Raw genomic sequence first — 22,962 nt, 5'->3', positions numbered from 1 at the left:
CAAATTAGTGGGGACTTTTTCAGTGGCCTCCCGAAAGGACCGTAGAGCTTTTTTACCGTTCACTAGCTAGACTGACAGTGTTAATTTAGAAAGAAAGAATCCCCGAAGTATGAAGTAACACCAAGAACACCAGAATCGGCGCAACATACCGGAGCATAAACAACCAAACGCGGAACCAACCTGCTTTAAGTCCAGCCGCTTCTGCTGCCCCTTTCCAGAAATAACCGGCAAAGATGGTAACCAGCAGACCGCCTAGTGGCAACATAATGTTAGAGGTGACAAAATCCACCCAATCGAACAACGCTTTGCCGCCAAACGATAACTCAGGAACCATTCCCAGTGACATCGCCGAAGGAATGCTGAGGAGGAAACATACTAATGACAAAATCCAAACTGAACGTTTCCGGCTCCAATTCCAGCGCTCCATCGCGAAAGATACAGGCACCTCAAGCAGAGATATAGCAGATGTTAAAGCGGCAATCGCCAGCAAGATAAAGAACAAACCACCAAAGAATGCACCAAAAGGCATTGCTGAGAAAGCTGCTGGCAAAGCAATGAAAATTAGCGAAGGACCTTGATCAGGAGCAATGCCGAATGAGAATGTCGTTGGAAAAATAATCAACCCTGCGATAAACGCATATAACAAATCTCCCGCTCCGATTGCGAGTGCAGCAGTTCCTAGCGACTGTTTTTTATCCACATAAGAGCCGTAAGTTAAGAGAATCCCCATCCCAAGCGAAAGTGAAAAGAAGGCATGTCCCAATGCGACTAGCGCAGATTCAGCATTCAGTACCGAAAAGTCTGGTTTCAGGAAAAAGGCTACTCCTTCGTTTGCACCCGGTAAGGTTACTGCGCGAATCATTAATACAATTAGGAGAACGACCAGACCAGGAATCAATACCTTATTAAACTTCTCAATCCCGCCTGATACTCCAAGAATAACAACACCCGCTGTTATAAGGATTGCTATCCCCTGCCAAACCATTGGCATAGGTCCAGATATAAAGGAGTTGAATTCACCTGCATAATTACTGGAACTGAACAATTGTCCATTGAAGGCAATCATCGCGTAGTTCAACGTCCATCCTGCAACAATGATATAAAAGGAAAGAATTAAAAATGGTGCAAGGACTTGCAGAAAGCCGACTGCCATCCAGTTCTTCCCGCCTCCGGCTCGTACAAATGCAGTCGCCGCGCTTCCACGTCCGCTACGACCGATCGCCAACTCTGCCAACAATACAGGTAAACCGATCAACACCAAACATACAATGAAGAGTAGGAAGAAAGCCGCTCCCCCATTTTCACCAGTAATATACGGAAATTTCCACATGTTCCCCAGTCCTACTGAGCTCCCGATGGCTGCGAAAATAAATCCGGCGGAAGAGAAACGCTCCTTCTTCTCTGAGAGAAGATTTTTTTCACCTTTAAATTGATTCATTCTTATGCCCCGTTTTCTTTTTTTTCTTTTTTAGACCTCATTATAGCCTATGTTAGCATGATCGTCATATGAAAATTTTCTGAATGTTTTTAGTATTTTCAATAATTATCCAATTCAGTCATGAAATTCATCGCAATAAAAAAAGAGCTACATGCTCTAGTCATGGACTAGAACCGTAGCTCCTTCTTCAAATTCTTTTTCTAGAAAGCGATTATTCTTTTACAGCACCAACCACAATCCCAGTTACAAAGAAACGTTGCAGGAATGGATAAACCAATAGAATTGGCAAAGCACTTATGAAAATCTGCGAGGCCCGGATGGTTCGTTGTGATAAATTAGCAACGGCTGCCGGATCAAGCTTAGACATATCTGCCTGAACGATAATCGTCTGCATAAACGTTGCTAACGGAAGCTTGTCTGCATCTCTGATATAAATAATACCGTCAAAGTATGCGTTCCAGTGTCCTACCATAAGGAATAGAGAGACGGTTGCAATAACAGGTAAGGAGACCGGTAAATATATTTTTACAAAGGTCTGAAAGTGTCCTGCCCCATCAATAAAAGCTGCTTCCTCAAGATCTTTAGGTACGGTACGGAAGAAATTCAGAAGCAAAATGATGTTAAATACAGCAACTAATCCAGGAAGAATAAGTGCCATCAATGAATTCATAAGACCAAGCTTCAGAATTAGAATGTAACCCGGTATCAGACCACCGCTGAACAGCATGGTGACAACAAAATACCAAAGATAAACGTTTCTTGCCCGAAAGACTCTTGTTTCCTTAGACAGCGCATAAGCTGCAACCGTATTTACCACCAGCGCAAGTCCTGTTCCGAGTACTGTCCGTTCCACAGACACCCACAAGGAGTTAAGGAAATTGACATTATTAAACGTCTTTGCATAGGCTTCAAAGGTAAAGCCAATCGGCCAGAATGTGACTAATCCAGCATTAGCAGGTGCGGATGCACTAAGAGATACCATGAGTAAGTGGTACAAAGGTAGCAGGCAGAGCACGGAAAGGATAGTCAAGCATACATTATTGATAATACTGAATATTCGATATGGAATTGTTTTATGGTACATCAGTTGTCATCCTTTCTAGAAAATTCTGTACCCTGCAAATCTATAAGCAAGTCGGTAAGAGACTACGATTAAGACTAAGCTAATTAACGATTTGAATAGATTAACTGCGGTTGCGAAACTGAACTGTCCGCTTAGCAGACCTTCTCTATACACGAAAGTATCAATGATATCTCCCTGCTGATAGATCAATGGACTGTACAAGTTAAAGATCTGGTCAAAGTTTGCGTTGAGCACATTACCCAGTGCCAAGGTGGCGATTACGATAGCGATTGGGATTAACGCAGGAATTGTGATATACATCGTTTGTTTCCAACGCCCCGCCCCATCCACTTCAGCAGCTTCATAAAGTGATGGATTGATACCCGAAAGTGCCGCTAAAAAGATAATCGTATTGAAACCAAACTCTTTCCAAACATCACTAGCAATGATAGTGAACCTGAACCAGTTGCCGTCTCCTAGGAAGAAAATCGGCTTGATGCCGAATACAGATGTGAGGAATTGATTGACAATACCTGTCTGAGCAAGGATATCAATAAGAATCCCTGAAAGTGTAACCCAAGACAGAAAGTGCGGAAGATAAACGAGTGTTTGAATCGTTCTTTTAAGGCCCATTCTTCTTACCTCATTAAGCAATAAGGCGAAGATAAACGGAATAATCAAGTTCAAAACAATTTTGGAGCATGCAAAAAATAACGTATTCCACGTAATGGACAGGAAATAATCATTCTCCCACATGTACCTGAAATGCTTAAGTCCGACCCACTCGGAATCAAAAAAACCTAGTGCAGGTTTATAGTCTTGAAATGCCATAAGAATTCCGGACATCGGAATATAAGAAAAAATAAAAACCATGATTGCCGCTGGCAACACCATAAAATGGAGAATCCATGGTTGATTAAAGCGTTTTTTTCTTTTTTTACTCGGCTGACTTTCTAGGCTCGCCTGTGGTATCGAGTTAACCTCCATATTAGCCTCCATAGCTCTCTCCTGTTCCCAAAAAAAATATTTTGTGTGTGATGGGGATCTCTGCTATAAATAGTATCAGGCGTTTCTCAGGTTTGACTATATAACATTGTTAGGCTTGATAGGGTTTTATTAGGACAACATCTGGAGGGGCATTTATGAATTTATGGAAGCGCTTTACAATACTTAGAGGAAACTTACAATCTCGATTTAGTCTGTTTGCCAAAATAAACAGCTTGATCATACTTCTTTTCATTCCCATCATTATCATGTATACCTTTTCAAATAATGTCACCTTCGAGGTAGTAGGCAAAGAATTGCAGACGTCCAATACGAAACAACTCACTTTTTTATCCAATCAGATCGATTCGCGAATTAATCAGATGATGGACTTCACCCTTATTCTTTCAAGAGATCCCAACGTCAGGGCATTCAATGGACTAAATGTATGGGAAGATCGATATGATCAGATGCAGACCAGATATATTCTTCAGGAAAAGATGGTGCTTCAAGCTGGGGTTACAGATATTTGGCCGACCAGATACGCCGTTCATTCACAGCAGAATAAAGATGTCATCGCCAATTACGACAGAACCATCGGGTATGATGAGGATTATTTAAAAGCAAATATGAGCGGAAGATGGACGTATGGTGATCATGGTGTGGAATCTCAAGGCGATCTAAAATCCTTTTACTGGTTCTTAACGGATTCATTAGCACAACCGGGGACGTTAACAGGAAGTAGCCTAGTGATTGAAGCCAGCTTCAGTTATACGAACATTCAGAACATGCTTGATTCGTACAAAGCAGGTGGGCAGGGCGATCCGTTCTTTTATCACAAAGGGGAAAAACCGATCCTCAACCGCAGCGCGGACAAGCAGCTATCCGACGAACTAGTTAATTACCTGGATAATCACTCTCCGGAGAATACAACTCAGGATGTAGTGAAGCTAAATGGGAAGAACTATTTGGTCAGTTCTGTGAAATCAGCCTCTTTGGATTGGCATTTAGTAGATGTTGTCCCCCTTTATCAAATTCTCAAACCAATTTCTCTTAGTCGGGATTTATTCTATATCACAATGATCCTGCTGTTTGTTGTGGGAGTATCCTCCTCCATTCTGCTATATAGAAACGTTCAATATCCGATTAAAAAACTAGTCAGTGGTTTACAACGCGTACAACAAGGAGATTACTCCGTACGGCTTCATAGCAATGAGCAAAATGAGTTTTCGTTTCTGTTCCGTCGTTTTAACGATATGTCCCATCAAATTCAAGACCTGATAGAAAATGTATTTAATGAAAAGATCCGTGCTCGAGAAGCTACCCTGAAGCAGCTTCAAGCGCAAATTAATCCACATTTTCTCTATAACTGTCTTGGTTATATTATCAATATGGCCCAGATGAAAGATGAGGACGCTGTCGTCTCCATGGCTTATAATCTAAGTGCTTACTATCGTTATACCACCCGGATGGAACGGGAGACAGCTTCTTTGGAGGAAGAAATCAAGCTCTTAGTCAACTATTTAGATATACAGAAACTGCGTAATGGCAGAATTGATTATCATATTGATATTCCTGAGGATATGCTTAGCCAATCTGTACCTCGCCTAATGCTTCAACCTATGGTGGAGAATTCTGTGATTCATGGCGTAGCGAAGTCCTATTCCTCAGGCGAAATTAAGATTAGTGGTGAGAAGTCCAACGGCTTCTGTAGAATTTATATCGATGACGATGGTCCCGGCTTGAATCCGGATCAGCTAGAAGCATTAAACCGTAAAATGCAGGAGCCTTTGCAGGAGGAAATGGGTTGTGGTCTTTGGAATACAAATCAGCGGATCATTCACCTGTTCGGCAATCATTCAAGTCTTACCTTCAAGCCATCCCCTCTCGGTGGATTCCGAACAGAAATTATCTGGGAAATCCCAACTGAGGATGATAGTTATAAATTAAAGGAACATCAAGGAGACTAACAACATGCAGATGATCATAGTAGACGACGAAGCACACTGGGTAGATAATCTTTCCATGACTAAACCCTGGCATACGCTGGGAATTGAACATGTGCATAAAGCTTATTCCGCACGTGAGGCGCTACAAATTATCGATACGCATCCCATTGATATAGTAATCTCAGATATTCAAATGCCAGAAATGACGGGAATTGAATTGATAGAGCGGATAAGAAAACATAACAAAAAAATTAAATGTATTATATTATCCGGCCATTCAGAATTCGATTATGCCAAAAAAGCACTTCAGAACAAGACCGTGGATTACTTGCTTAAACCGCCCACTGATGATGAATTGCTCGGAGCCGTCAAAAATGCGATCAATCAATTGAATGCTGAATGGGAGCTTATAAGTTCTCTTAAACGAACCCAGTTTACCCTCCGGGAGAACCTTCCTGTTTTACGGGGGCGATTGCTACTGGATGCCTTACAAGGTCATCGTTTTCAAGCCGGTGAATGGGAACGGAAGCTCGTGAGTTACGATCTGCCCTTCCAATCCGGAGAATCCGCATTGATGCTGGTACGAATGGAAGAAGAATTCAGAGAATTTGATAATACCGATCAAACCTTAATTGAATATGCGATTATTAATATGGCTGAAGAGATTATGGGAGAATTTATGGAAGTCTGGGGCGTTAAAGAGGAACATGGATATCTCGTGTTTCTGCTCCAGCTTAAAGAACAAGGAACTGACCTTGGAAAAGAATCCATATTAGAGAAGCTTTCTCTACAACTTCAATATAAGGTTAAGCAATTTCTGAAAGGCTCACTATCCATTGTAATCACGGAGTGGTTCAAGTTTCCTGAGCAGCTATCGAATCGTTTCCATCAGGCCTCCTCTTCTTTCCGCCAAATTGTCGGAGATGAGCGAGAATTCATTATGCGGGTTAGTGACTTAGAGCTTCCCTCAGCACACGGGCCTTTAGACGCTCTTTATACCCCTCCAACTTTGATTCATCTATTGGAGAGTGGACATTGGGATGCGGCCGAAGAGAAATTACTTGCCGTCTGTGCCGAGCTGGATGAGAAATGGTCTGAATCCTGGGAGCATTGCATGGAGGCTGGTTTTTTAATTACAGCTTCTTTCACGAATCTTGCACATCGCAATGGTCATACACTGGCAAACTTAATGGGGACCGACATAGAAGCGTTGCAGAGCGGGGATGCTTTTACCAGTATTAGTAAACTGAGAAAATGGTCGCTAAGTATTCTAGCTAATCTAAAAGAAGGCACATCCAACGAAATCAAAGATATCCGTTCCGAGTATGTGAAGAAAATTCAAGATTATACGGATAAGAACTTGCATGATGATGTATCATTACGTGTTCTGGCTGACCATGTAAATCTCCATCCCACCCATTTATCAAAAATTTATAAGATCGAAACAGGTGAAGGCATTAGCGATTATATCTCGCGCTTGCGGATGGATCGTGCCTGTCATAAACTGAAGACCACCAATAAAAAAGTCTATGAAATCAGCATGGAGATTGGATATATGGACCCTGCTTATTTTATCAAAGTATTCAAACGGCAGTTTGGGGTAACGCCGCAGGAATATAGAGATACTAACAAATAACATGATAGAGTCCTATCGAAACTAAAAATCTCATATAGATGACATCCCCGACAAGTTGTTAAAGTTACACTTGTAAAGATCATACACAGTAGGGGGAATTGAAGAATGATCAAGTTCAAGAAAATGTGGTCGCTTCTCACGGTCACAGCACTTATCACTCTCACAGCATGTGGCAGTAGCGGCACATCTAATGAGAACGCCAAAAATGGTAACGCTACCAATAATACCCAATCCGAAGCAGATGCTGCTTTCGCAAAAGGCAAATACGATCCACCGATCGAGTTCAGTGCCGTATTGATGCCTAAGAAGTATGTTCAAGGTGATACCAAAGAAAACAACGTTCACGATCGCTGGATGCTTGAAACATTGGGTATGAAGCATAAAGATACTTGGTATCCTGCAAATGACGATCAATACAGACAAAAGCTTCAACTTGCCATTGCTTCCGGCGAAAAGCTTCCTGATTTCGTTTTTGCACCAACTAACGCAGTATTGACCAATCAGCTTATTGATTCCGGTCAGTTCATCGCTATCGATGAGTTGTTTGATAAGTATGCAAACAAAATTCTGAAAGATCACGTTGCAGCACATCCAGAACTTTGGTACCCATTCACTAAAGACGGTAAGAAATATAATTTGCCGATCCTTGAATATACCGACAATGATGATACGCTCTTGTGGTTACGTGAAGATTGGATGGAAAAGCTGAAGCTGGAAGCGCCTAAGACCATCGCCGATCTTGAGAACATCATGGACAAATTTAAGAACGAAAACCCTGATGGCTTAGCGCCTAAAGATGTGTACCCGCTTGCAATTTCTTTGAAAAACAACACAAATACCTGGATGGGCCAACTAGACTGGTTATTCGGGGCATACGGTACAATTGAGGAACAATGGAACAAAGATAAAGATGGCAATCTTGAATATGGTTCCATTAACCCAGGTGCTAAGCAAGCACTCGCAAAGCTTAGCGAATGGATGGATAAAGGATATATTCACACGGACTCCGCCCTTTGGGATGAAGGTAAATCCGCTGAGAGCTTCACGAAAGGTGCAGCTGGTATTCTGCCAGGCGCCAACTGGGTTCCAGACTGGCCTGCTCCCGATCTTATGAAGAATGTACCTGGAGCGAAGATTAAAGGCTATCCGGTTCCAGCAGGACCCGATGGTTTGATTGGAACCAAATGGCAGAATTCCGGTGTAAATGCTAGTATCATGATTAACAAAGATGCTAAGCATCCAGAAGCAATTTTCTTGTACTATAACTACTTGCTTGATAATTTAGCTAACCCTGCTGCAGGCAGTCAATATGAATATGGCTTTGCTAAGGGTTATGACTGGGATATGATTGATGGACAACCAACAAGTGATAAAGACAAGATTAAAGACTTCTCCAATGAATTCCCATTCTTAACAGGTCCGGCCCGTATTCCTGATCTGTTTATGAAGACTTTGGTTAAACTTGCTGACGGCGAGACACCTGTAACACCTTATGAGAAACAAATGGCAGAGTTCCGTAAACCAGAAAACTGGGCGGCAGGAAAAGTGGTTATGTCACAACTAGACGTTCGTAAACAAAACTACTTTACTGGTGCTGCTACACCAACGATGGTTTCCAAATGGAACCTGCTTCGTCAGTCTGAAATGGAAACTTTCAACAAAATTATTTATGGCAAACTGCCAGTAGACTCCTTTGACCAATTCGTTGCCAATTGGAAATCCAATGGCGGTGACCAAATCACCAAAGAAGTTAACGATTGGTTCAAGTCTGTATCCGCGCCAGTAACCACGAAATAAACTTTAACAACCATAGGAACAAGCCGGAGCGTGCATTCGCTCCGGCTTGTTTTTGTATAAACCGTATTAACTTTCAATCTCTAATCTACAGTTCTATTTCTTCAGTGTAATCTTATAATCCTTTTCCAAATATTTATGAATTCGCTCAAAATCAGCAGGCGTTAGATCCGCTAAACGCTTACTCTCCTTGCCAAGGATAATCCCGATGGTCTGTGCCGCCAGAGCGGTCGTTGGCATGATGCGGGCGCTGCCGTAAGCCTTAATATTAGCTCCTACATTTTTCCCCACTACTAGCACATTGTCATAAGATTTCAATTCAAAAGAGCGTAAAGGTAAACCATAACGGTCCGGTTTACCAAAGCCAATTCCGGTAGGAATCGTTTTAGTTCCTTGAAGATCGATGGAATAACCGCCAATGCTGACATTATCCCAGAACATCGTCCCATTCATTAGATCAGAATACTCAAGCACATAATTAGTCTCATGACGGTTGTAATCGCGAATATAAAGATACTCAGGAAATCCATTAAGCTCTGCTTTGGAGAATCCAGGTATATTACTGCGTAAAAAAGCTAATATACTAGGGGCTGCGGCTCTAGCCTTTGTAATCGCAGATTGAACAGACTTCGGATCAGCAGGATTCACGTTATAAATAAGAAGGCCGTTTATAATAACCTGTCCATTCTTCTGGTTCGTTGCATTCAGTCCACGAAGCTTAAGATCACTGTTATCCGCTTTGAACTTATTGGTAATATTGCTGAACCCTGTGGCGAAATTCCAATCGACGTAGGTGTTAGGGCCATATTTGTTACGAACATTCGTTAATGGATAATCTTCCAGAATGGCTTGATGCAGTCGGTTCCAGTCTACATTTTTGAAATTCAACATATAAGTGGCCGCCATATAATCCGCTTGTTTCCCCTTATAAATACTTTCCATACCTGGAATTCGTTTAACCTGCAAGTGACTGCTTAGCGCATTAAAATCTGTATTTTCAACCCAGTATTTAGACTGTATAGTAGTTTGAGTGCCATCCTTAGAATGATATGTAAGAGTCTTTAGTGCCTTATCTTTACTTGATGGAACAGTAGCAACGGCATCAATGACAATTCCACTTTTTAAAGGAATCCCTTTAATTACTTTGTTGAAATATTTCTCGAAATCTTCCTTTTTACGTATAGATCCAGCCTTATAAGCTGTGAACAGATCTTTCATTTCCCCTTGCACGAGACTCCGCTTCTTATTGTCGTTCACATCATCCAGGAAAAACATCTGCCCTTGAATCAATTCACCGCCTGGCTTACTTCGAGGATCTAAGATCATCACTTTTAAGCCCAAGTTCTTGGCCTCTCTGGCCAGTAAAACACCTTGAATCTCACTGCCAATGACAACAACATCATAACCTGCTGCTGTAGTTGGAATGCTTGTCTGAGCTACCGCTACTTGTGGAGCAAAGCTTCCATAAACCATAATAAATGCCGTAATCAGAAGACCAAATACGAAATAACCTTTTTTTCTCTCTTTTAACATCTTATAATAATTCTCCCTGTTTTTTATTGAAAGCATCCTATTATTTATCGGCTTCTCGATTTGTTTTATTAAATTGACTCTGTACTTTAATTAAATACGGATAGCTGTCTCCTTATTTATTCAATCATGGTTTTTATCATGCAAAAAGCCGCGATTACGCGGCCACATACAAATATGTTCACTGTACTATCGCAAATCGAGCAACTCATCCTTCGACGAAAATTGCCAAAATCATTTAGAAGCGGCTTTCAGCCTTCGATTCCGACAAACTCAAATAGTCGAATTTCACTGAACAGCCTTCACCTTGGGGAGATTGTGCGACAACACCAGCTACGCATTCAGCACCTTCATTCATTCCAAAATATCGGATCAGTGACCAGTTCGCTCCGTCCTCTGAATAGGAGAAAGTAACACAATGATTTTGCTTGGTGATACGCAAATATGGATTATCTACACCAACTTGTACGGAGTTACAATCATCTGACATTCCTTCTCTGGTTACCACAGACACGATTATGGGATACTGTCCGTCAAACTCAAAGCAAATCTTGGCCCAGTTATAATGGTCCATCATAAACATGAGGCATCCTGAATCATATTTATGCCGCATATTGACACTAATTCTGGTCGTCATTTCAAAGGAAGTACCCACAGGGGTAGATAAAAATGGCGCTGAGCTTGCGAAATGTTTACCTGCCGGGTCTTGGAAAAAGTCTGATTTGGGAGGTGCTATTAATGTCAGTTCATCTAAATCTGTAAATTTCCAGGTTTCGGGACGATTCATCCAGATCAGTTGTTCTCTTGTTTCGTTTACAAATAAGTTATTAGTCATTCTAATTCTCCTATCATGAATGATTTTCGATTACAAATTTTCCTTTCTCTGTAATAATGGCAGGTAGCTTTTATTTTTACAATCAATGATGCAACAATATTGAAATAATCACATAATTTCCTAAACAAACCACCAAAAAGGGATAACTCCAAGGAGTTACCCCTTGATCACAATCAATCTTTATCAGGAATGATAAATGACACCGTCGTTCCCAAACCAGGGACACTTTGAATTTGCAAGCCACGTCCATATAGTTGTGTCAATCTTCTATCCGTATTAAGGAGTCCAATACCTTGATTCTTATAGCCTTTTGGATCTAACAGCCTGCTGACTTGAGCTTCGTCCATTCCCAACCCTGTGTCTACAATGTTAAAATGGACAGCATCCGCACGTGTCTCAATGTGAATACGCAGTGTTCCACCTTTAGCCCGACTTAAAACGCCATGTCGAACAGCATTCTCAACCAGAGGTTGAATCGTAAGCGGAGGCATCAACATTTCAAGATTCGCATCTACTTCCCATTTCACATGGAGTCTCTCCTCAAAACGCTGCTGCTGGATATATATATAATTCTCCACCAGTTCAAGCTCCTGTGACAGCGTAACGAGCTTCCCTGCATTTAAGAAGTCAAAACTTATGCGCAGATAAGTTGTGAACGCATCTGATAGCTCTCTCATTTTGGCAGTATCAAAGTCACTTAAGGACATGATCGAATTCAGTGTATTGAAGAGAAAGTGTGGATGGATCTGCGCTTGTAAATAAGCACCCTCCATCCTCAACCGGTCATTGACCGCCCGCTTCATAGATGAAAGAGATAAGGCACGATACTTCAACTCCATTGCATCTACCGGCTTGGTAACATAGTCGTTTGCTCCAGCCAAGAAGCCTGCATAGACATCTTCCCGTTCACTGCGTGCAGTCAGTAGAATAATTGGCAATTCATACATTGTAAACCGCTCGCGGACTAATCTTGTCATTTCATAACCAGACATACCCGGCATCATCACATCAGCGATGATCAGATCGAATCGTTCATTGTTTAACTTATCCAGCGCTTCACGTGCAGAAGTCGTAGTAACTATCTGATAGGTTCCATCTGACAAAATATTTTGCAAAACTTTTAAATTGACCGAATCATCGTCAACCGCCAGAACACGAATAATATCAGCGTCTGTATCAAGCTTCGAGAGTGGCTCTACTTCCTTCGTGGAATAGGTGGCGGCCACCATAGTAGAAGCTTCAGCAGTGATCCATTCACTGAAAGGTGACAGTGAGTCCGCATCTTTTTCTATATGGACATCAGAAATGGAAGACTGTACACTCTCATTAACTACAGGTAATTTGAAGCTGAACTTACTTCCCTTGCCCGGCTGCGATTGCAATAATAATTCACTACCGTGCAGCTCAACCAACTCTTTACAAATACTAAGACCCAGACCGATACCACCTTCACCGTAAGCTCCTTGTTCATAACGCATAAATACACGCTTTCTCAATGCCTCATCCATACCAATTCCTGTATCCGTGACATGGATCCATACCTGCCCATCCACTAGTTCTGCTGACAGTACAACACTTCCCTGTTCGGTGAACTTAAGCGCATTATGAACTAGATTAATCAGAATCTGTACCAATCGCTCCTCATCAGCATATACACACGGCAAATCCTCATTAATGTCCATGCGAAGCTCCACCTTAGTCCCACCGGTCAGGAAGCGTAACATATCCAGCACACCCTCAGCCAAGGACCTTACTTGCACCACCTTGATGTTCATCACAATCCGTTTATCCTGCAATCTCACTACATCTAGCAAATCGTTCAGCATGAGCGACATCCGCCGACTGACCATTATTAGCAGTTCCATGTCGCGTTGACTCTCTTCATCCAGTTCATGTTTCTTTCTTATAAGCACACTCTGAGCAATATTCATAATCCCATGCAAGGGAGTCCGTAGTTCATGAGATGTATTGGCCAGAAAACGATCCTTTAATTTGTTGGATTCAGCCAATTGAGCATTCAGTAGCACATTTTGATGGGATTGATGAAAATATCTCCTAAACCAATAGGTAGAAAAGGCAGCAAGTGCAGCAATTAAATCTACTGGATAAAACATAAATTGTGAGGTTCCTGCGTAATAGACAGATGCCCACATTATATTATTAATCACAGCTAGTACTGAACATAATAAAAATAGAGCTCCCTCAGCTTGAATAAATACCATTTTCATAAAATAATAAGCCGTCCAAAATACTGGAATGTAATACAGGATCATATAGACCCCTTTTTCGATCGAAAACAGCACGGTCTCTTCTGGACCAAAGATTATAAATAGAGTAAAACCGAGGAGTGAGAGGATATAACTATAAAAAGCCTTACCTTTCCGCAGGTACCCAAAGAGCTCTCTTCCCATCAGGAACAGAAACAAGCAAAAGCCTGTGTAAGAAAGAACCTTTAGCTTCAATGTCCAGGCAAAATCAACTTGTAGAAACCGGAACAATAGTCCATTATGTTCAACCCCAATAGATACAGCTGCTGCGACCATCATCGAAAAGAAAATAATCAACTCTGTTTTTCGCACATCCATCAAATAAATAATCAGTAAATAGAGCCCGTGGATCAAGAGCAATACCCCTACAACTAGCTGCAAGCCAATTGAATTCCAGTAGACCGTATCTATCTCATGTTGAATGCCAAACTCTACAGACCTAACAATGCCTCCTTTTAACGGAGACCCATAATTTGACGCTCGAACAAATAGATCCATTTGGTTCTGATCTGTCGGTACATAACTGATCAAGAATGACTTTGTGACAGAAACATGGCCTTCTTTCTCTTCAGATAACTTACCGAATCGCGAGAGAATTGTTCCATTAATCTCCACTTCAGAAGCCGTATAGACCGATTGAAACCAAAAGCTAAGTGGCTCAGACAAGGGTTGATCCAGTAGAATACGCAAATGATAAGTTCCGTATCCATATGCTTTCTCTTGATCTGCTGGATTGAATTTAGAAGTCCAGTTCCCCGGCACCTGAAGCATCTGCCCCTTCGTCGCATTGTCAATATTGCTAGTATTCACCCATTGTTCAGGATAGAATTCCCATTTACCATCCAGCGGAAAGGAGCTTAGTGATTCAATATCCACCCCACGTAAATCTAACACACCTTGCTTCACAGCAGGTGGATTGGACAACGAAAAATGATTATGCCAGCCCCAGCGCACCACAATCAACAGACCGATAAACACTACTATGTATAATAAATGACTTAACTTAATCTTATTCTCCGAAGTTCTCATGCACGCCTCATTCTTCGATAAATTTAATAGTGCTATATTCCCATCTTCCACTATTGAACATTATAGTCTGATTATACTATATTACGAGATCAGTGGACGTAAGTAATCTTGTATTTAAAGGACAAAAAAAGGAAACTCCAAATAGTCGGAGTTTCCTTTTTTTAAAATTATAACGACTCACTACGTTTATTCATCAGCAGATCAACCATTTCTTGGTAACCCCTATTTTGTGCATGCTGTAAGGGGCTAATTCCATTAGAATCCGCAAGTTGAATGTCAGCACCATGCTGAATTAACAATTCAAGTATTATCTGATGTGCCTTCCCGCCATCGCCCAGTATGATAGCTTCAAGTAATGCCGTCCAACCCAGATTATTGACATGATCAATATTGACATCAGAACTTGTAAGAAGCTCTTCCACAATGTCCACATGACCGCGGTCAGCAGCAGGAATGAGGGCAGTTCCCCCAAACCTGTTCAGAATGGATGTATCAGCACCTGCAGCAATAGACACCTTCACAAAATCAAGCATCCCTTCAGCCCCTGCATAGAGAAGTGGATTATCCGAGCGATTGTCGCGGATATTGATGTTGGCACCTTGTTCAAGCAATAATTTGAAAATATCCAGTTGATTCGTGTGTACAGCGATTAATGCGGAGGTTCTACCATCAATGTCTGTAGTATCAATATCTGCACCATCAGCTAATAGCTTAGAAATAAGATCCTTGTCGCCTTGCTTAACCGCAGCTAACAGTGTTTGGTTCATCTTATCCATTTCAGTATTCACCTCCTGAGTTGATTGCTGCCCTTGTTTGTTTAACACTTTGAAATCATCTGTCTGACATCCTGATATAAAGAGGAAGAATGTTAACAAGAAGAAGTACATAGCGAACGTCATCTCCGCATTTTAGTGAAATACTATCACATGGGGAGAGCGTTTGCTAACAGAAAAAAAAACTTCTACCAACACTCGGTAGAAGTTTCATTAGAACTTAGTTCACGCGAGATCATCAAATGCTATATAGATTGATCAGATGATTTTCCTATTTCGGGTTGGTCGTGACTCCAGAGAATGTTTGGACTTCCGGCCGCTTTTGTCTGCAGATTTCTTGATTATACCGTTCTTAACGGTTGAAATCCGCAGACAAAGTCTGACGCTACCGCTCCTACAGTTCCAAAATTCCCTTCCACCACTTTTCCCTTTTTGGAATATTTTCAAATTCAATCTATATCGGTGCGCTTTCCAGTGATGAGAATACCTTATCGAAACCAGCTTTGGAACGGGAAAATAATTCAGATGAACTTTGCGCGGAAGCTGGTGCTAGGACTTCTTGGGCGATCACGCCGGTATATCCGATCTTTTTCAGGCTTCCCATGAATCCTGTAAGATCAATAGATCCTTCCCCTGGATACAATCGATCGAAATCTAGCAATTCCACTCTCGGAAGAGATTTAGCATCATTGATATGGACATACGCGATTTGATGCGGTTGTAATTTCAATAGATCCTCGCTTGTTAAGCCATTCGTATGCCAATGGTAGGAATCCAGTAACATTCCGATATTTTTTACTTGAATCGTCTCCATCCAACTCAACGTATCTTCCATCGTCCAGATCGTTGGATTTGCCCATTGTGTACGTAAGTGATGAGGGCCTACGAACTCTAAAGCTAATGTAATTCCATAAGCGCCTAATATTTCAGCGCATAGTCTTAAACGTCTTGTGGCTGCAATCATAAACGGTGCGGCCGGTAGATCTGTCGAAGGTAAAATATATGTACAACATGTCGTACAATTTAATGCAGCAGCGGCCTCAGCCATTTCGGTAAGCGATTTCAACCCTTCCCTAAAGCTTTCCTCTGTCGTGCGCCAATCTACCACTAAACCAAATGATCCTAACACGATGCCATGACTTTCCAGCAATTGAACAGCCCCATCCTTGCCATACTGCTGTACGAACTCCAATGGATTTGCGTCTATCGACTGGAAGCCGAATTGGCTCGCAAGTCTGATATATTCTTCTATAGAACTGAGTTCACCCAAGCCTGCTGTTGTTAATCCTCTTATCATCGTCATTATCCTCCTTCATGACCAATCTAATAGTTCGTCATTTCTAGTCTAGCGCATCATGCACTCGAATAAAACCATCTCTAGTCACCTTTAACACATTCTACGATCCAATTGCAATAAATCTTTTTTTGTCAAAAATTAAGATGTGGTGGGATGCTTATGGGGGAACGACATGCCATTCCTTTCATTTTCGTTCAAAGATCCTTATACTTGCTTGGAGAAACATTTCAAGGGAGAATGAAAAGTATGGACATAAAAAAACTACAATACTTTATTGCAGTAGCAGAAGAACTGCATTTTAACCGTGCAGCAGAGAAGCTAATTATGATACAGCCTCCCTTAAGCCAGCAAAGCAGCTGGTGGAGTATTGGTTAATATGTTAAAAATGTTTCGGGATCGTTATCCACAAGCACAACTCACATTACATGAAATAACGTCTGCTCAGCAGTGGCAGGCTTTACATGAAGGAACGATTCACATTGGATTTGTACGTTATACAGAGCCCGGCAAACATATCGATCATCGTCCCCTAGTCAATGAATCACTTGTTGCCGTTTTGTCAGAGCAGCATCACCTAGCTCATTCCAGTACCGACCTTTTGTTCTTATCATAATAGTATAGAAACAGTTGCTTTCCGTTTGTCCAAATGCCTTTTTTCGCTCCAGCCTCTTTGTCCTGCTTCATTCTTCGCTTAGTCGTTTGTATTCTATTCTGGCAAAAATGGACATGAAGTCAAAGGATACATTGAGTTAATTCTTGCCCTATCTAAATACATCAATCATCATTAATGCCCCTATTTTATAGCCTTGGATAAAAGATAATGCAGAGTGCAAAGAGCTTGAGTCACTCTGTAAATCGAATAGCATTTCGACTTGGTCAAAATCTTCCTCGGATAACCTCTCTTTGAGCAATTGTAAAAAATCAGTGATTTTCTGATTAATCTTCTGCAGTTCAGGATCACTTGGCTTAATTAACTCATTCGGACTCAATCTTCCATAATAAAAATCCTCCAAAATGATCACCATCATGCCTCCTTTCGCAACTAATACTCCTAACACGTATAAATTTTATGCGAAAATCGCATAAATAACAATATGCAATTTTCGCATAAAGTAAACTTGGCTTGGGTGATGAGCATTGTACACAAGAATCCGCGACTTACGCGAAGATAAAGATCTTACACAGCAACAAATGGCTGAGCTTTTACATATTACACAAGCTACCTACTCCCGTTACGAGAATGGAAATTTGGATGTTCCGAGCGCCGTTTTAATTACGCTAGCTAATTTCCATAAAGTAAGCATCGACTATATTTTGGGTCAGACAGATAACCCTAAGCGCTATCCCAGCAAAAATTAATAATCCGCAGCACAAACAAGCTTCTGTGATATTCACAGGAGCTTGTTCACGTCTAGGCTAAAGCATAAATAATTACTTCAATGCAACAAACAAATCAATCTCATTCTCTAGACTTTCTGGTTTATATCTTTCATCCCAAATTTCAAAATCATAATCCTTTGGTTCATTTCCAGTTTCTCTAATCCATTGTCCATATACATAGTCATATGAACGACTAAGTTCCGATTCAAGTCCCTGGTGTGTGTAAGTAACATACTTACTCTCACCGACAGCATGACCTAAAATATCTAACGGAACATCACCTTGTTTACTTACTTCATAACAAAGAATATGTGTAAACCTATCCAGCTGAGGATTAAAATCGGGATTCATAGGATAAATCTGCATTAAAATCACATTCTCATTTTTCTTGCATTGAATTTCGTCTTTTCTTTCAAATAACGAATGATAAATACTCTTACCAAGACCAGACTCAAATTCTTTAATATCTGCTTCAATTTTGTAGCCTACAACATGAAAAGGAGGTAATGTTATTACTTTAGCTTCCAGAAAATCTCCTCCATTCAATGAGTAGGCTTATCACAACATTAATCATACAAGACTTCAATCATTTTTCTTGTCTTTCCTAGCTGCTCCACAGTAAAATCATGCTGAGCAGAAGCATAAGCGTTAAAAACAATATCGAGCACAAACAATTGAGCAAATCTGGAGCTTGTTGCCGAACTACGAAGCTTAGCTTCCGGCTCACGGGATGTGAATAAAGATACATCAGCGAGCTGAGACAGCATGTTACTTCAAGGCCGGCAAAAAGTTCTTGAACGGTTTATCATTCTTCTTTTTAAGCTGCGCCTTCATTTGTGCGCTTTGTGCTTGTAATTGCTCAGCCGAAGTCGCTATTTTCCTAATACTCATTTAGACTATATTGAGCAATCTAAATATTGTATCACTTCTATGATTCCACACGTTCCATTTATTGACGAATTTTTCTTTCAACATTAAACTATAAATAAGAAATTAAATTCCAAAAAACCTTTTTTTTCATTTATTAAATTTATCCCAACATTACGGCGCAGGAGGAAATGAAAGATGACGACGACACCAAACATCATCGTAATGAACCATCCAACTAGAGAGCAGCTTGAAAAGATTTACGATATTTTAGATGAATGCTTTTCTGTAGGCCGAGCTTTTTTCCAAGAAAGATTAGACCTAGACACCACATATGATCCAGATACAACATGGTTTGCGATGGTTGACGATAAGATTGCATCTAATGTACAAATTTTTCCGTTTTATATTAGAGTCGGTCAAGCGATCTTGAAAACAGGTGCAATGGGGAGTGTCGGTACAGATCTGAATTACCGCGGGCTGGGGCTTGCACACAAAATTCTTCATGCGCAGACCAATTATATGAAAGAAACCGATTATGATATAAGCTTGCTTTTGGCTAGCAAGCATGCGTTTTATGAAAAGGCTGGCTGGAGACTTATTCCCGAGACTGCTTTCGCAATTGAAAAACCAGCAAGCTTGGAGCAGCAGCAAAGCAGTGATGAAATCATTCCTTTTGAAGCCTGTTATCTCGATGATATCCGTTTCATCTATGAACAATTCAATAAGAATCGTACCTATACCGTGATCCGAAGTAGAACGTATTGGAATGATTTATTGACCTGGCCGGAATGGAAGAACGTTGACTGCTTGCTCCTTCGCAGAAATGGAAAAATCGTCGCTTATGGCATCATTGAAAAGAAAGATACTGAACAAGTATTTATTAATGAATTATTGTATTTGAACGAAGCCGAAAACGGCGTTGAAGCTTTGTTTCATGCCTTATGTCAGCTGCGCCAAAATGCAAAGCAAATATTAGCGATGCTCCCAGAGGACCATAAGCTATATTCCTATTACCAACAGCATCAAGCAAATTCAATTCAAATCAATATGGCGATGTGGAAAATGATCAATCTCAGTTCAACTTTCCATAAGCTTCAGCCTGAATTAGAAGATCGCCTAAACCGTAGCAACATAATTGCAGACCAGGAGCTGCATATTGCACTTCGCAGCAATGAGGACTGTATCTACTTGGATTATAAGCAAAAGCAGCTTTCTGTTTCCGATGCTAGTAATCATACCAATCCCTATACTTCAATAGAAGTAGATGAACGCGAGCTAATGACTTATATCATGTTCGGCTATAATGAAGCAGGCGCAGCAAAGGACAGTACTGAGCACGCTAACATCCTTCAAGCTCTATTTCCGAAACAACAAGCCGTGTTTTATTTGACCGATAAATTTTAAGCCATTTTTGATTCCTACCATTTTAAAATAAGGGTGTGTCGCAAGTCCAACTGCTCGGACTTATGACACACCCTTATTTTTCCATAGCAACAAAAACTAGTTGTTGTTCATTTTTGATCTTCCTAACAGGACAGCACCATAGGCTGCATCCTTAATCGGCAAAATCAGCTTTGTTTGCGGGTAGCTCTGTGCGAGCTTTCGCTCCAAGGCTTCTTTCACAAAGCGAGACTTTTGCAGCACACTTCCTGCAATCGCAATCGGACTTTCATATAGCTTAAGCCGTTCAATAACAGGCACAACAAGCTCATATAAATTGGCTGCACATTTCTCCGCTAACGCTATTGCATGTGCATCGCCCTTCTTGCATGCGGTCGTCATAATCGGTGCGAGCTGCGCAATATCTTTTTTCGTCGTATTTTTATCATAAACAAAGCCAATAATCTCTTTCACAGTGCTTAATCCAAGCTGCTCATATACCATCACTGGGATGATCGTATCGGTTATTCTTCCGTCCTCCACTTGAACTAATACGGATAATAGATCGCGTCCAATGCTATAACCGCTTCCTTCGTCATCAATCAGATGACCAAAGCCTCCTGTGCGATGCTGCTCTCCTTTTTCATTGACCCCAAAGCAAATCGATCCTGTACCGGCAATGAGAATGATGCCTTGCATCGCATTTTGTGCCCCGTATAATGCGGTTTCTTGATCGCCTGTAATCGTTAATGGCCCGATATAACCGTTATTTCTCACATGCTGCTTCAACAAATGGATGACCAGCGGATTACTTATTCCTGCCGCACCTATACATATATGAGCAACTTCTTGTAAATTACCGCAGTAGAGCTTCGTTTGACTAAAAATTTCTTCAAAGGAGGCGGCAATCGCATCAGCATCACCACCGTTATAATTAATAGGCCCTACAGTAAAGGTGAATAAAGAGTCATCCTGGTCATGCGTAATGGTGACAGCTGTTTTCGTGCCACCCCCATCAACTCCAACGATAAATGCCATACCTATGTCCCCTTGTTGTACTTTTTTCAAAGATAAGAATTTATATGTTTCACGCGATATATTATCCTTATTTTTCTCGCAGAAACGCTTGCCTTCCTTTAAAGGACGCCGAAGGCTTTTATGCTTGTCTACATCTGTATCGTAATCTTGGCGGTGGGTACAACCTCACCATTTAGGATTGGAAGGAGTGATTTGAATGCATCAAGTGTATACTCAAATGCCGCAATTCCGCAGAACTCGCCTTCGATTAACGGTAAATCATACGGGCGACCTAATGTAATGGCCGTTACTTTGCAGCCTGCAGCCAGCAGCTTCTGCACAAGCGCAAGCTGACCTTTGTTTTCACGCGCATTGAACAAGCCGATAACAATATGCTTGTACACTTGTACCTTTGGCAGCGCAGCGTTGATTTGCTCCTCGCTCGGGTCAATGTCGATAATCTCATAAGCTGTATTAAAATGCTCCCCCATATATTGCGGAAAGCTAAGAGCTTGATTCAAGCTGCTGGACGCAAGATCGGTGCGGTAGGAATAGGAACCCATAAATAACACTTGCTCATCACCGGTATGAATGGGCTGGAGCTCACCTTTAATGAGGCAGATCGTTTCCGTACGCATTAGCTCATTTGCTCGGCGATGTACATCGCAGCCAACTAGTTCATAATCTAGCTCCTCAATCGTCGCATATTTTGCTTTATAAGCTAAAATTTTTGTAACAGCTGCATCAATTAGCGCTTCATCCAAATCACCGGTGGCTACAGCTTCTTCGATCAAATGAATCGCTTCCTTCACTGTCTCAGGAGTATGACTAATGAATACCAAATCAATACCTGCTTTAACAGCTCCTAACGCTCCTTTTGCCGTACCATAGTATCGTTTGATCGCGTCCATTTCTAAACAATCCGATACAACTAACCCTTTATATCCTAATTTTCCTTTTAATATCTCTGTAATAATGGTATGAGACATAGTTCCGGGCACACCGGATTTTTCAATTTTCGGAAATAAAATATGTGCACTCATAATCGCTTGAGCGCCTTGCTCAATTGCGGCCTTAAACGGCAGCAGCTCAAGCTGTTCTAATTCCTCAAGTGTTTTTTCAATGGTAGGCAAGCCAATATGTGAATCGACATTTGTATCACCATGACCTGGAAAATGCTTAAGTGAGGACATGACGCCTCCATCTAGCAATCCCTTCATCATTTGAATTCCATACTGGGATACTGTTGCAACAGAATCACCATATGAACGAACATTTATGACTGGATTCAATGCATTATTGTTAACGTCCATAACTGGAGCTAGATTAAAATTAATACCTAATGCTTTCAATTCTCTGGCAGTCATTCTGCCTGCTGCATACGCATTTTCAGGTCGTCCTGAAGAAGCAATTGCCATGGCTCCAGCAACATTGGTCGCGTCTTTAGGCATACGAGTGACTCGACCGCCTTCTTGGTCGATCGTAATAAAACCCGGGATACCAGTATGTGTCGTGTACCATTGCTGCAGTTCAGTAACAAGCTCGCCTAATTGATATTTATTGTCGATATTATGTGAGAATAAAATAATATTGCCGACTTTATAATGCTCAATAACTTCCTTCAGCTCAGGAGTGATCTCGGTTGAGGGGAAGCCTGTTACGAACATTTGTCCGATCTTTTCGCGCAAGCTCATATGTTCTATTGTTCTCATCAATTACT

20 protein-coding genes are annotated in these 22,962 nt (G+C 41.2%); 7 read left to right on the top strand and 13 right to left on the bottom strand.

Features of this window, described 5'->3' with window-relative positions; all coding sequences use genetic code 11:
• Nucleotides 1-85: 85 nt before the first annotated feature.
• The 3 genes from CA598_RS08990 to CA598_RS08980 form a co-directional block, all read right to left on the bottom strand.
• Nucleotides 86-1,438 (bottom strand): sodium-dependent transporter, encoded by a 1,353-nt coding sequence (locus CA598_RS08990; RefSeq protein ID WP_094876300.1) that lies wholly within the window; start codon nucleotides 1,436-1,438, stop codon nucleotides 86-88.
• A gap of 211 nt (nucleotides 1,439-1,649) precedes the next feature.
• The gene (locus tag CA598_RS08985; protein ID WP_042129067.1) at nucleotides 1,650-2,522 is read right to left on the bottom strand and encodes a carbohydrate ABC transporter permease; all 873 of its coding nucleotides are present in this window, start codon (nucleotides 2,520-2,522) and stop codon (nucleotides 1,650-1,652) included.
• 15 nt (nucleotides 2,523-2,537) lie between these two features.
• On the bottom strand, nucleotides 2,538-3,488 hold the full coding sequence (locus CA598_RS08980) for an ABC transporter permease (RefSeq protein WP_094869622.1): 951 nt from the start codon (nucleotides 3,486-3,488) through the stop codon (nucleotides 2,538-2,540).
• 155 nt (nucleotides 3,489-3,643) lie between these two features.
• On the opposite strand from CA598_RS08980, the gene CA598_RS08975 reads away from it, so the two are divergent.
• From CA598_RS08975 to CA598_RS08965, 3 genes are all read left to right on the top strand, one after another.
• On the top strand, nucleotides 3,644-5,455 hold the full coding sequence (locus tag CA598_RS08975; protein ID WP_094869543.1) for a sensor histidine kinase: 1,812 nt from the start codon (nucleotides 3,644-3,646) through the stop codon (nucleotides 5,453-5,455).
• 4 nt (nucleotides 5,456-5,459) lie between these two features.
• On the top strand, nucleotides 5,460-7,070 hold the full coding sequence (locus tag CA598_RS08970; RefSeq protein ID WP_094876299.1) for a response regulator transcription factor: 1,611 nt from the start codon (nucleotides 5,460-5,462) through the stop codon (nucleotides 7,068-7,070).
• Between the two features lie 105 nt (nucleotides 7,071-7,175).
• A complete protein-coding gene (locus CA598_RS08965) occupies nucleotides 7,176-8,867 on the top strand; it encodes a type 2 periplasmic-binding domain-containing protein (protein ID WP_094876298.1) in 1,692 nt (563 codons plus the stop codon).
• A gap of 93 nt (nucleotides 8,868-8,960) precedes the next feature.
• Here the strand turns inward: CA598_RS08965 and CA598_RS08960 are convergent, their stop codons facing one another.
• The 5 genes from CA598_RS08960 to CA598_RS08940 form a co-directional block, all read right to left on the bottom strand.
• The gene (locus CA598_RS08960) at nucleotides 8,961-10,397 is read right to left on the bottom strand and encodes an FAD-dependent oxidoreductase (RefSeq protein WP_094876297.1); all 1,437 of its coding nucleotides are present in this window, start codon (nucleotides 10,395-10,397) and stop codon (nucleotides 8,961-8,963) included.
• A gap of 235 nt (nucleotides 10,398-10,632) precedes the next feature.
• Nucleotides 10,633-11,229 (bottom strand): DUF1349 domain-containing protein, encoded by a 597-nt coding sequence (locus CA598_RS08955; protein WP_094876296.1) that lies wholly within the window; start codon nucleotides 11,227-11,229, stop codon nucleotides 10,633-10,635.
• 173 nt (nucleotides 11,230-11,402) lie between these two features.
• Nucleotides 11,403-14,525, bottom strand: a complete 3,123-nt coding sequence (locus tag CA598_RS08950) for an ATP-binding protein (RefSeq protein WP_094876295.1) — start codon at nucleotides 14,523-14,525, stop codon at nucleotides 11,403-11,405.
• Nucleotides 14,526-14,692: 167 nt separating this feature from the next.
• Complete coding sequence (locus CA598_RS08945; RefSeq protein ID WP_094876294.1) at nucleotides 14,693-15,301, bottom strand: ankyrin repeat domain-containing protein; 609 nt, start codon at nucleotides 15,299-15,301, stop codon at nucleotides 14,693-14,695.
• Between the two features lie 451 nt (nucleotides 15,302-15,752).
• Nucleotides 15,753-16,595, bottom strand: coding sequence for a sugar phosphate isomerase/epimerase family protein (locus CA598_RS08940; protein ID WP_094876293.1), 843 nt, complete (start codon nucleotides 16,593-16,595; stop codon nucleotides 15,753-15,755).
• Between the two features lie 246 nt (nucleotides 16,596-16,841).
• On the opposite strand from CA598_RS08940, the gene CA598_RS33455 reads away from it, so the two are divergent.
• Nucleotides 16,842-16,970 carry a LysR family transcriptional regulator gene (locus CA598_RS33455; RefSeq protein WP_094876308.1) on the top strand — a complete coding sequence of 43 codons (129 nt, stop codon included), beginning with the start codon at nucleotides 16,842-16,844 and terminating at the stop codon, nucleotides 16,968-16,970.
• 1 nt (nucleotide 16,971) lies between these two features.
• Nucleotides 16,972-17,208 (top strand): LysR substrate-binding domain-containing protein, encoded by a 237-nt coding sequence (locus tag CA598_RS33450; protein WP_094876292.1) that lies wholly within the window; start codon nucleotides 16,972-16,974, stop codon nucleotides 17,206-17,208.
• A gap of 148 nt (nucleotides 17,209-17,356) precedes the next feature.
• On the opposite strand, the gene CA598_RS08925 is transcribed toward CA598_RS33450, so the two are convergent.
• A complete protein-coding gene (locus CA598_RS08925; protein ID WP_256990422.1) occupies nucleotides 17,357-17,623 on the bottom strand; it encodes a DUF6809 family protein in 267 nt (88 codons plus the stop codon).
• Nucleotides 17,624-17,732: 109 nt separating this feature from the next.
• Between CA598_RS08925 and CA598_RS08920 the strand changes: the two genes are divergently transcribed.
• Complete coding sequence (locus CA598_RS08920) at nucleotides 17,733-17,954, top strand: helix-turn-helix domain-containing protein (protein WP_060622973.1); 222 nt, start codon at nucleotides 17,733-17,735, stop codon at nucleotides 17,952-17,954.
• A gap of 72 nt (nucleotides 17,955-18,026) precedes the next feature.
• Here the strand turns inward: CA598_RS08920 and CA598_RS08915 are convergent, their stop codons facing one another.
• Entirely contained in the window at nucleotides 18,027-18,521 is a 495-nt protein-coding gene (locus CA598_RS08915; RefSeq protein ID WP_256990420.1) for a GyrI-like domain-containing protein, read from the bottom strand.
• 20 nt (nucleotides 18,522-18,541) lie between these two features.
• A complete protein-coding gene (locus tag CA598_RS08910) occupies nucleotides 18,542-18,742 on the bottom strand; it encodes a MurR/RpiR family transcriptional regulator (protein WP_094876291.1) in 201 nt (66 codons plus the stop codon).
• Nucleotides 18,743-19,040: 298 nt separating this feature from the next.
• Here CA598_RS08910 and CA598_RS08905 point away from each other — a divergent pair, with 298 nt between their 5' ends.
• Complete coding sequence (locus CA598_RS08905; protein ID WP_094876290.1) at nucleotides 19,041-20,249, top strand: GNAT family N-acetyltransferase; 1,209 nt, start codon at nucleotides 19,041-19,043, stop codon at nucleotides 20,247-20,249.
• 96 nt (nucleotides 20,250-20,345) lie between these two features.
• Here the strand turns inward: CA598_RS08905 and CA598_RS08900 are convergent, their stop codons facing one another.
• Nucleotides 20,346-21,263 carry an N-acetylglucosamine kinase gene (locus CA598_RS08900; protein WP_094876289.1) on the bottom strand — a complete coding sequence of 306 codons (918 nt, stop codon included), beginning with the start codon at nucleotides 21,261-21,263 and terminating at the stop codon, nucleotides 20,346-20,348.
• A 128-nt stretch (nucleotides 21,264-21,391) separates the two neighbouring features.
• Complete coding sequence (locus CA598_RS08895; RefSeq protein WP_256990417.1) at nucleotides 21,392-22,954, bottom strand: glycoside hydrolase family 3 protein; 1,563 nt, start codon at nucleotides 22,952-22,954, stop codon at nucleotides 21,392-21,394.
• Nucleotides 22,955-22,962 lie beyond the last annotated feature (8 nt).

This window comes from Paenibacillus sp. VTT E-133291 (assembly GCF_002264395.1).
GTDB lineage: Bacteria > Bacillota > Bacilli > Paenibacillales > Paenibacillaceae > Paenibacillus_AQ > Paenibacillus_AQ nitricinens.
The sequence above is the reverse complement of the archived record's forward strand: the minus strand, read 5'-3'. Positions and strand labels throughout refer to the sequence as shown.

Coding starts and splice junctions, on each gene's coding strand:
- CA598_RS08990 (WP_094876300.1), bottom strand. CDS start 1,438: ATGAATCAATTTAAAGGTGAAAAAAATCTTCTCTCAGAGAAGAAGGAG.
- CA598_RS08985 (WP_042129067.1), bottom strand. CDS start 2,522: ATGTACCATAAAACAATTCCATATCGAATATTCAGTATTATCAATAAT.
- CA598_RS08980 (WP_094869622.1), bottom strand. CDS start 3,488: ATGGAGGTTAACTCGATACCACAGGCGAGCCTAGAAAGTCAGCCGAGT.
- CA598_RS08975 (WP_094869543.1), top strand. CDS start 3,644: ATGAATTTATGGAAGCGCTTTACAATACTTAGAGGAAACTTACAATCT.
- CA598_RS08970 (WP_094876299.1), top strand. CDS start 5,460: ATGCAGATGATCATAGTAGACGACGAAGCACACTGGGTAGATAATCTT.
- CA598_RS08965 (WP_094876298.1), top strand. CDS start 7,176: ATGATCAAGTTCAAGAAAATGTGGTCGCTTCTCACGGTCACAGCACTT.
- CA598_RS08960 (WP_094876297.1), bottom strand. CDS start 10,397: ATGTTAAAAGAGAGAAAAAAAGGTTATTTCGTATTTGGTCTTCTGATT.
- CA598_RS08955 (WP_094876296.1), bottom strand. CDS start 11,229: ATGACTAATAACTTATTTGTAAACGAAACAAGAGAACAACTGATCTGG.
- CA598_RS08950 (WP_094876295.1), bottom strand. CDS start 14,525: ATGAGAACTTCGGAGAATAAGATTAAGTTAAGTCATTTATTATACATA.
- CA598_RS08945 (WP_094876294.1), bottom strand. CDS start 15,301: ATGGATAAGATGAACCAAACACTGTTAGCTGCGGTTAAGCAAGGCGAC.
- CA598_RS08940 (WP_094876293.1), bottom strand. CDS start 16,595: ATGATAAGAGGATTAACAACAGCAGGCTTGGGTGAACTCAGTTCTATA.
- CA598_RS33455 (WP_094876308.1), top strand. CDS start 16,842: ATGGACATAAAAAAACTACAATACTTTATTGCAGTAGCAGAAGAACTG.
- CA598_RS33450 (WP_094876292.1), top strand. CDS start 16,972: ATGTTAAAAATGTTTCGGGATCGTTATCCACAAGCACAACTCACATTA.
- CA598_RS08925 (WP_256990422.1), bottom strand. CDS start 17,623: ATGATGGTGATCATTTTGGAGGATTTTTATTATGGAAGATTGAGTCCG.
- CA598_RS08910 (WP_094876291.1), bottom strand. CDS start 18,742: ATGCTGTCTCAGCTCGCTGATGTATCTTTATTCACATCCCGTGAGCCG.
- CA598_RS08905 (WP_094876290.1), top strand. CDS start 19,041: ATGACGACGACACCAAACATCATCGTAATGAACCATCCAACTAGAGAG.
- CA598_RS08900 (WP_094876289.1), bottom strand. CDS start 21,263: ATGGCATTTATCGTTGGAGTTGATGGGGGTGGCACGAAAACAGCTGTC.
- CA598_RS08895 (WP_256990417.1), bottom strand. CDS start 22,954: ATGAGAACAATAGAACATATGAGCTTGCGCGAAAAGATCGGACAAATG.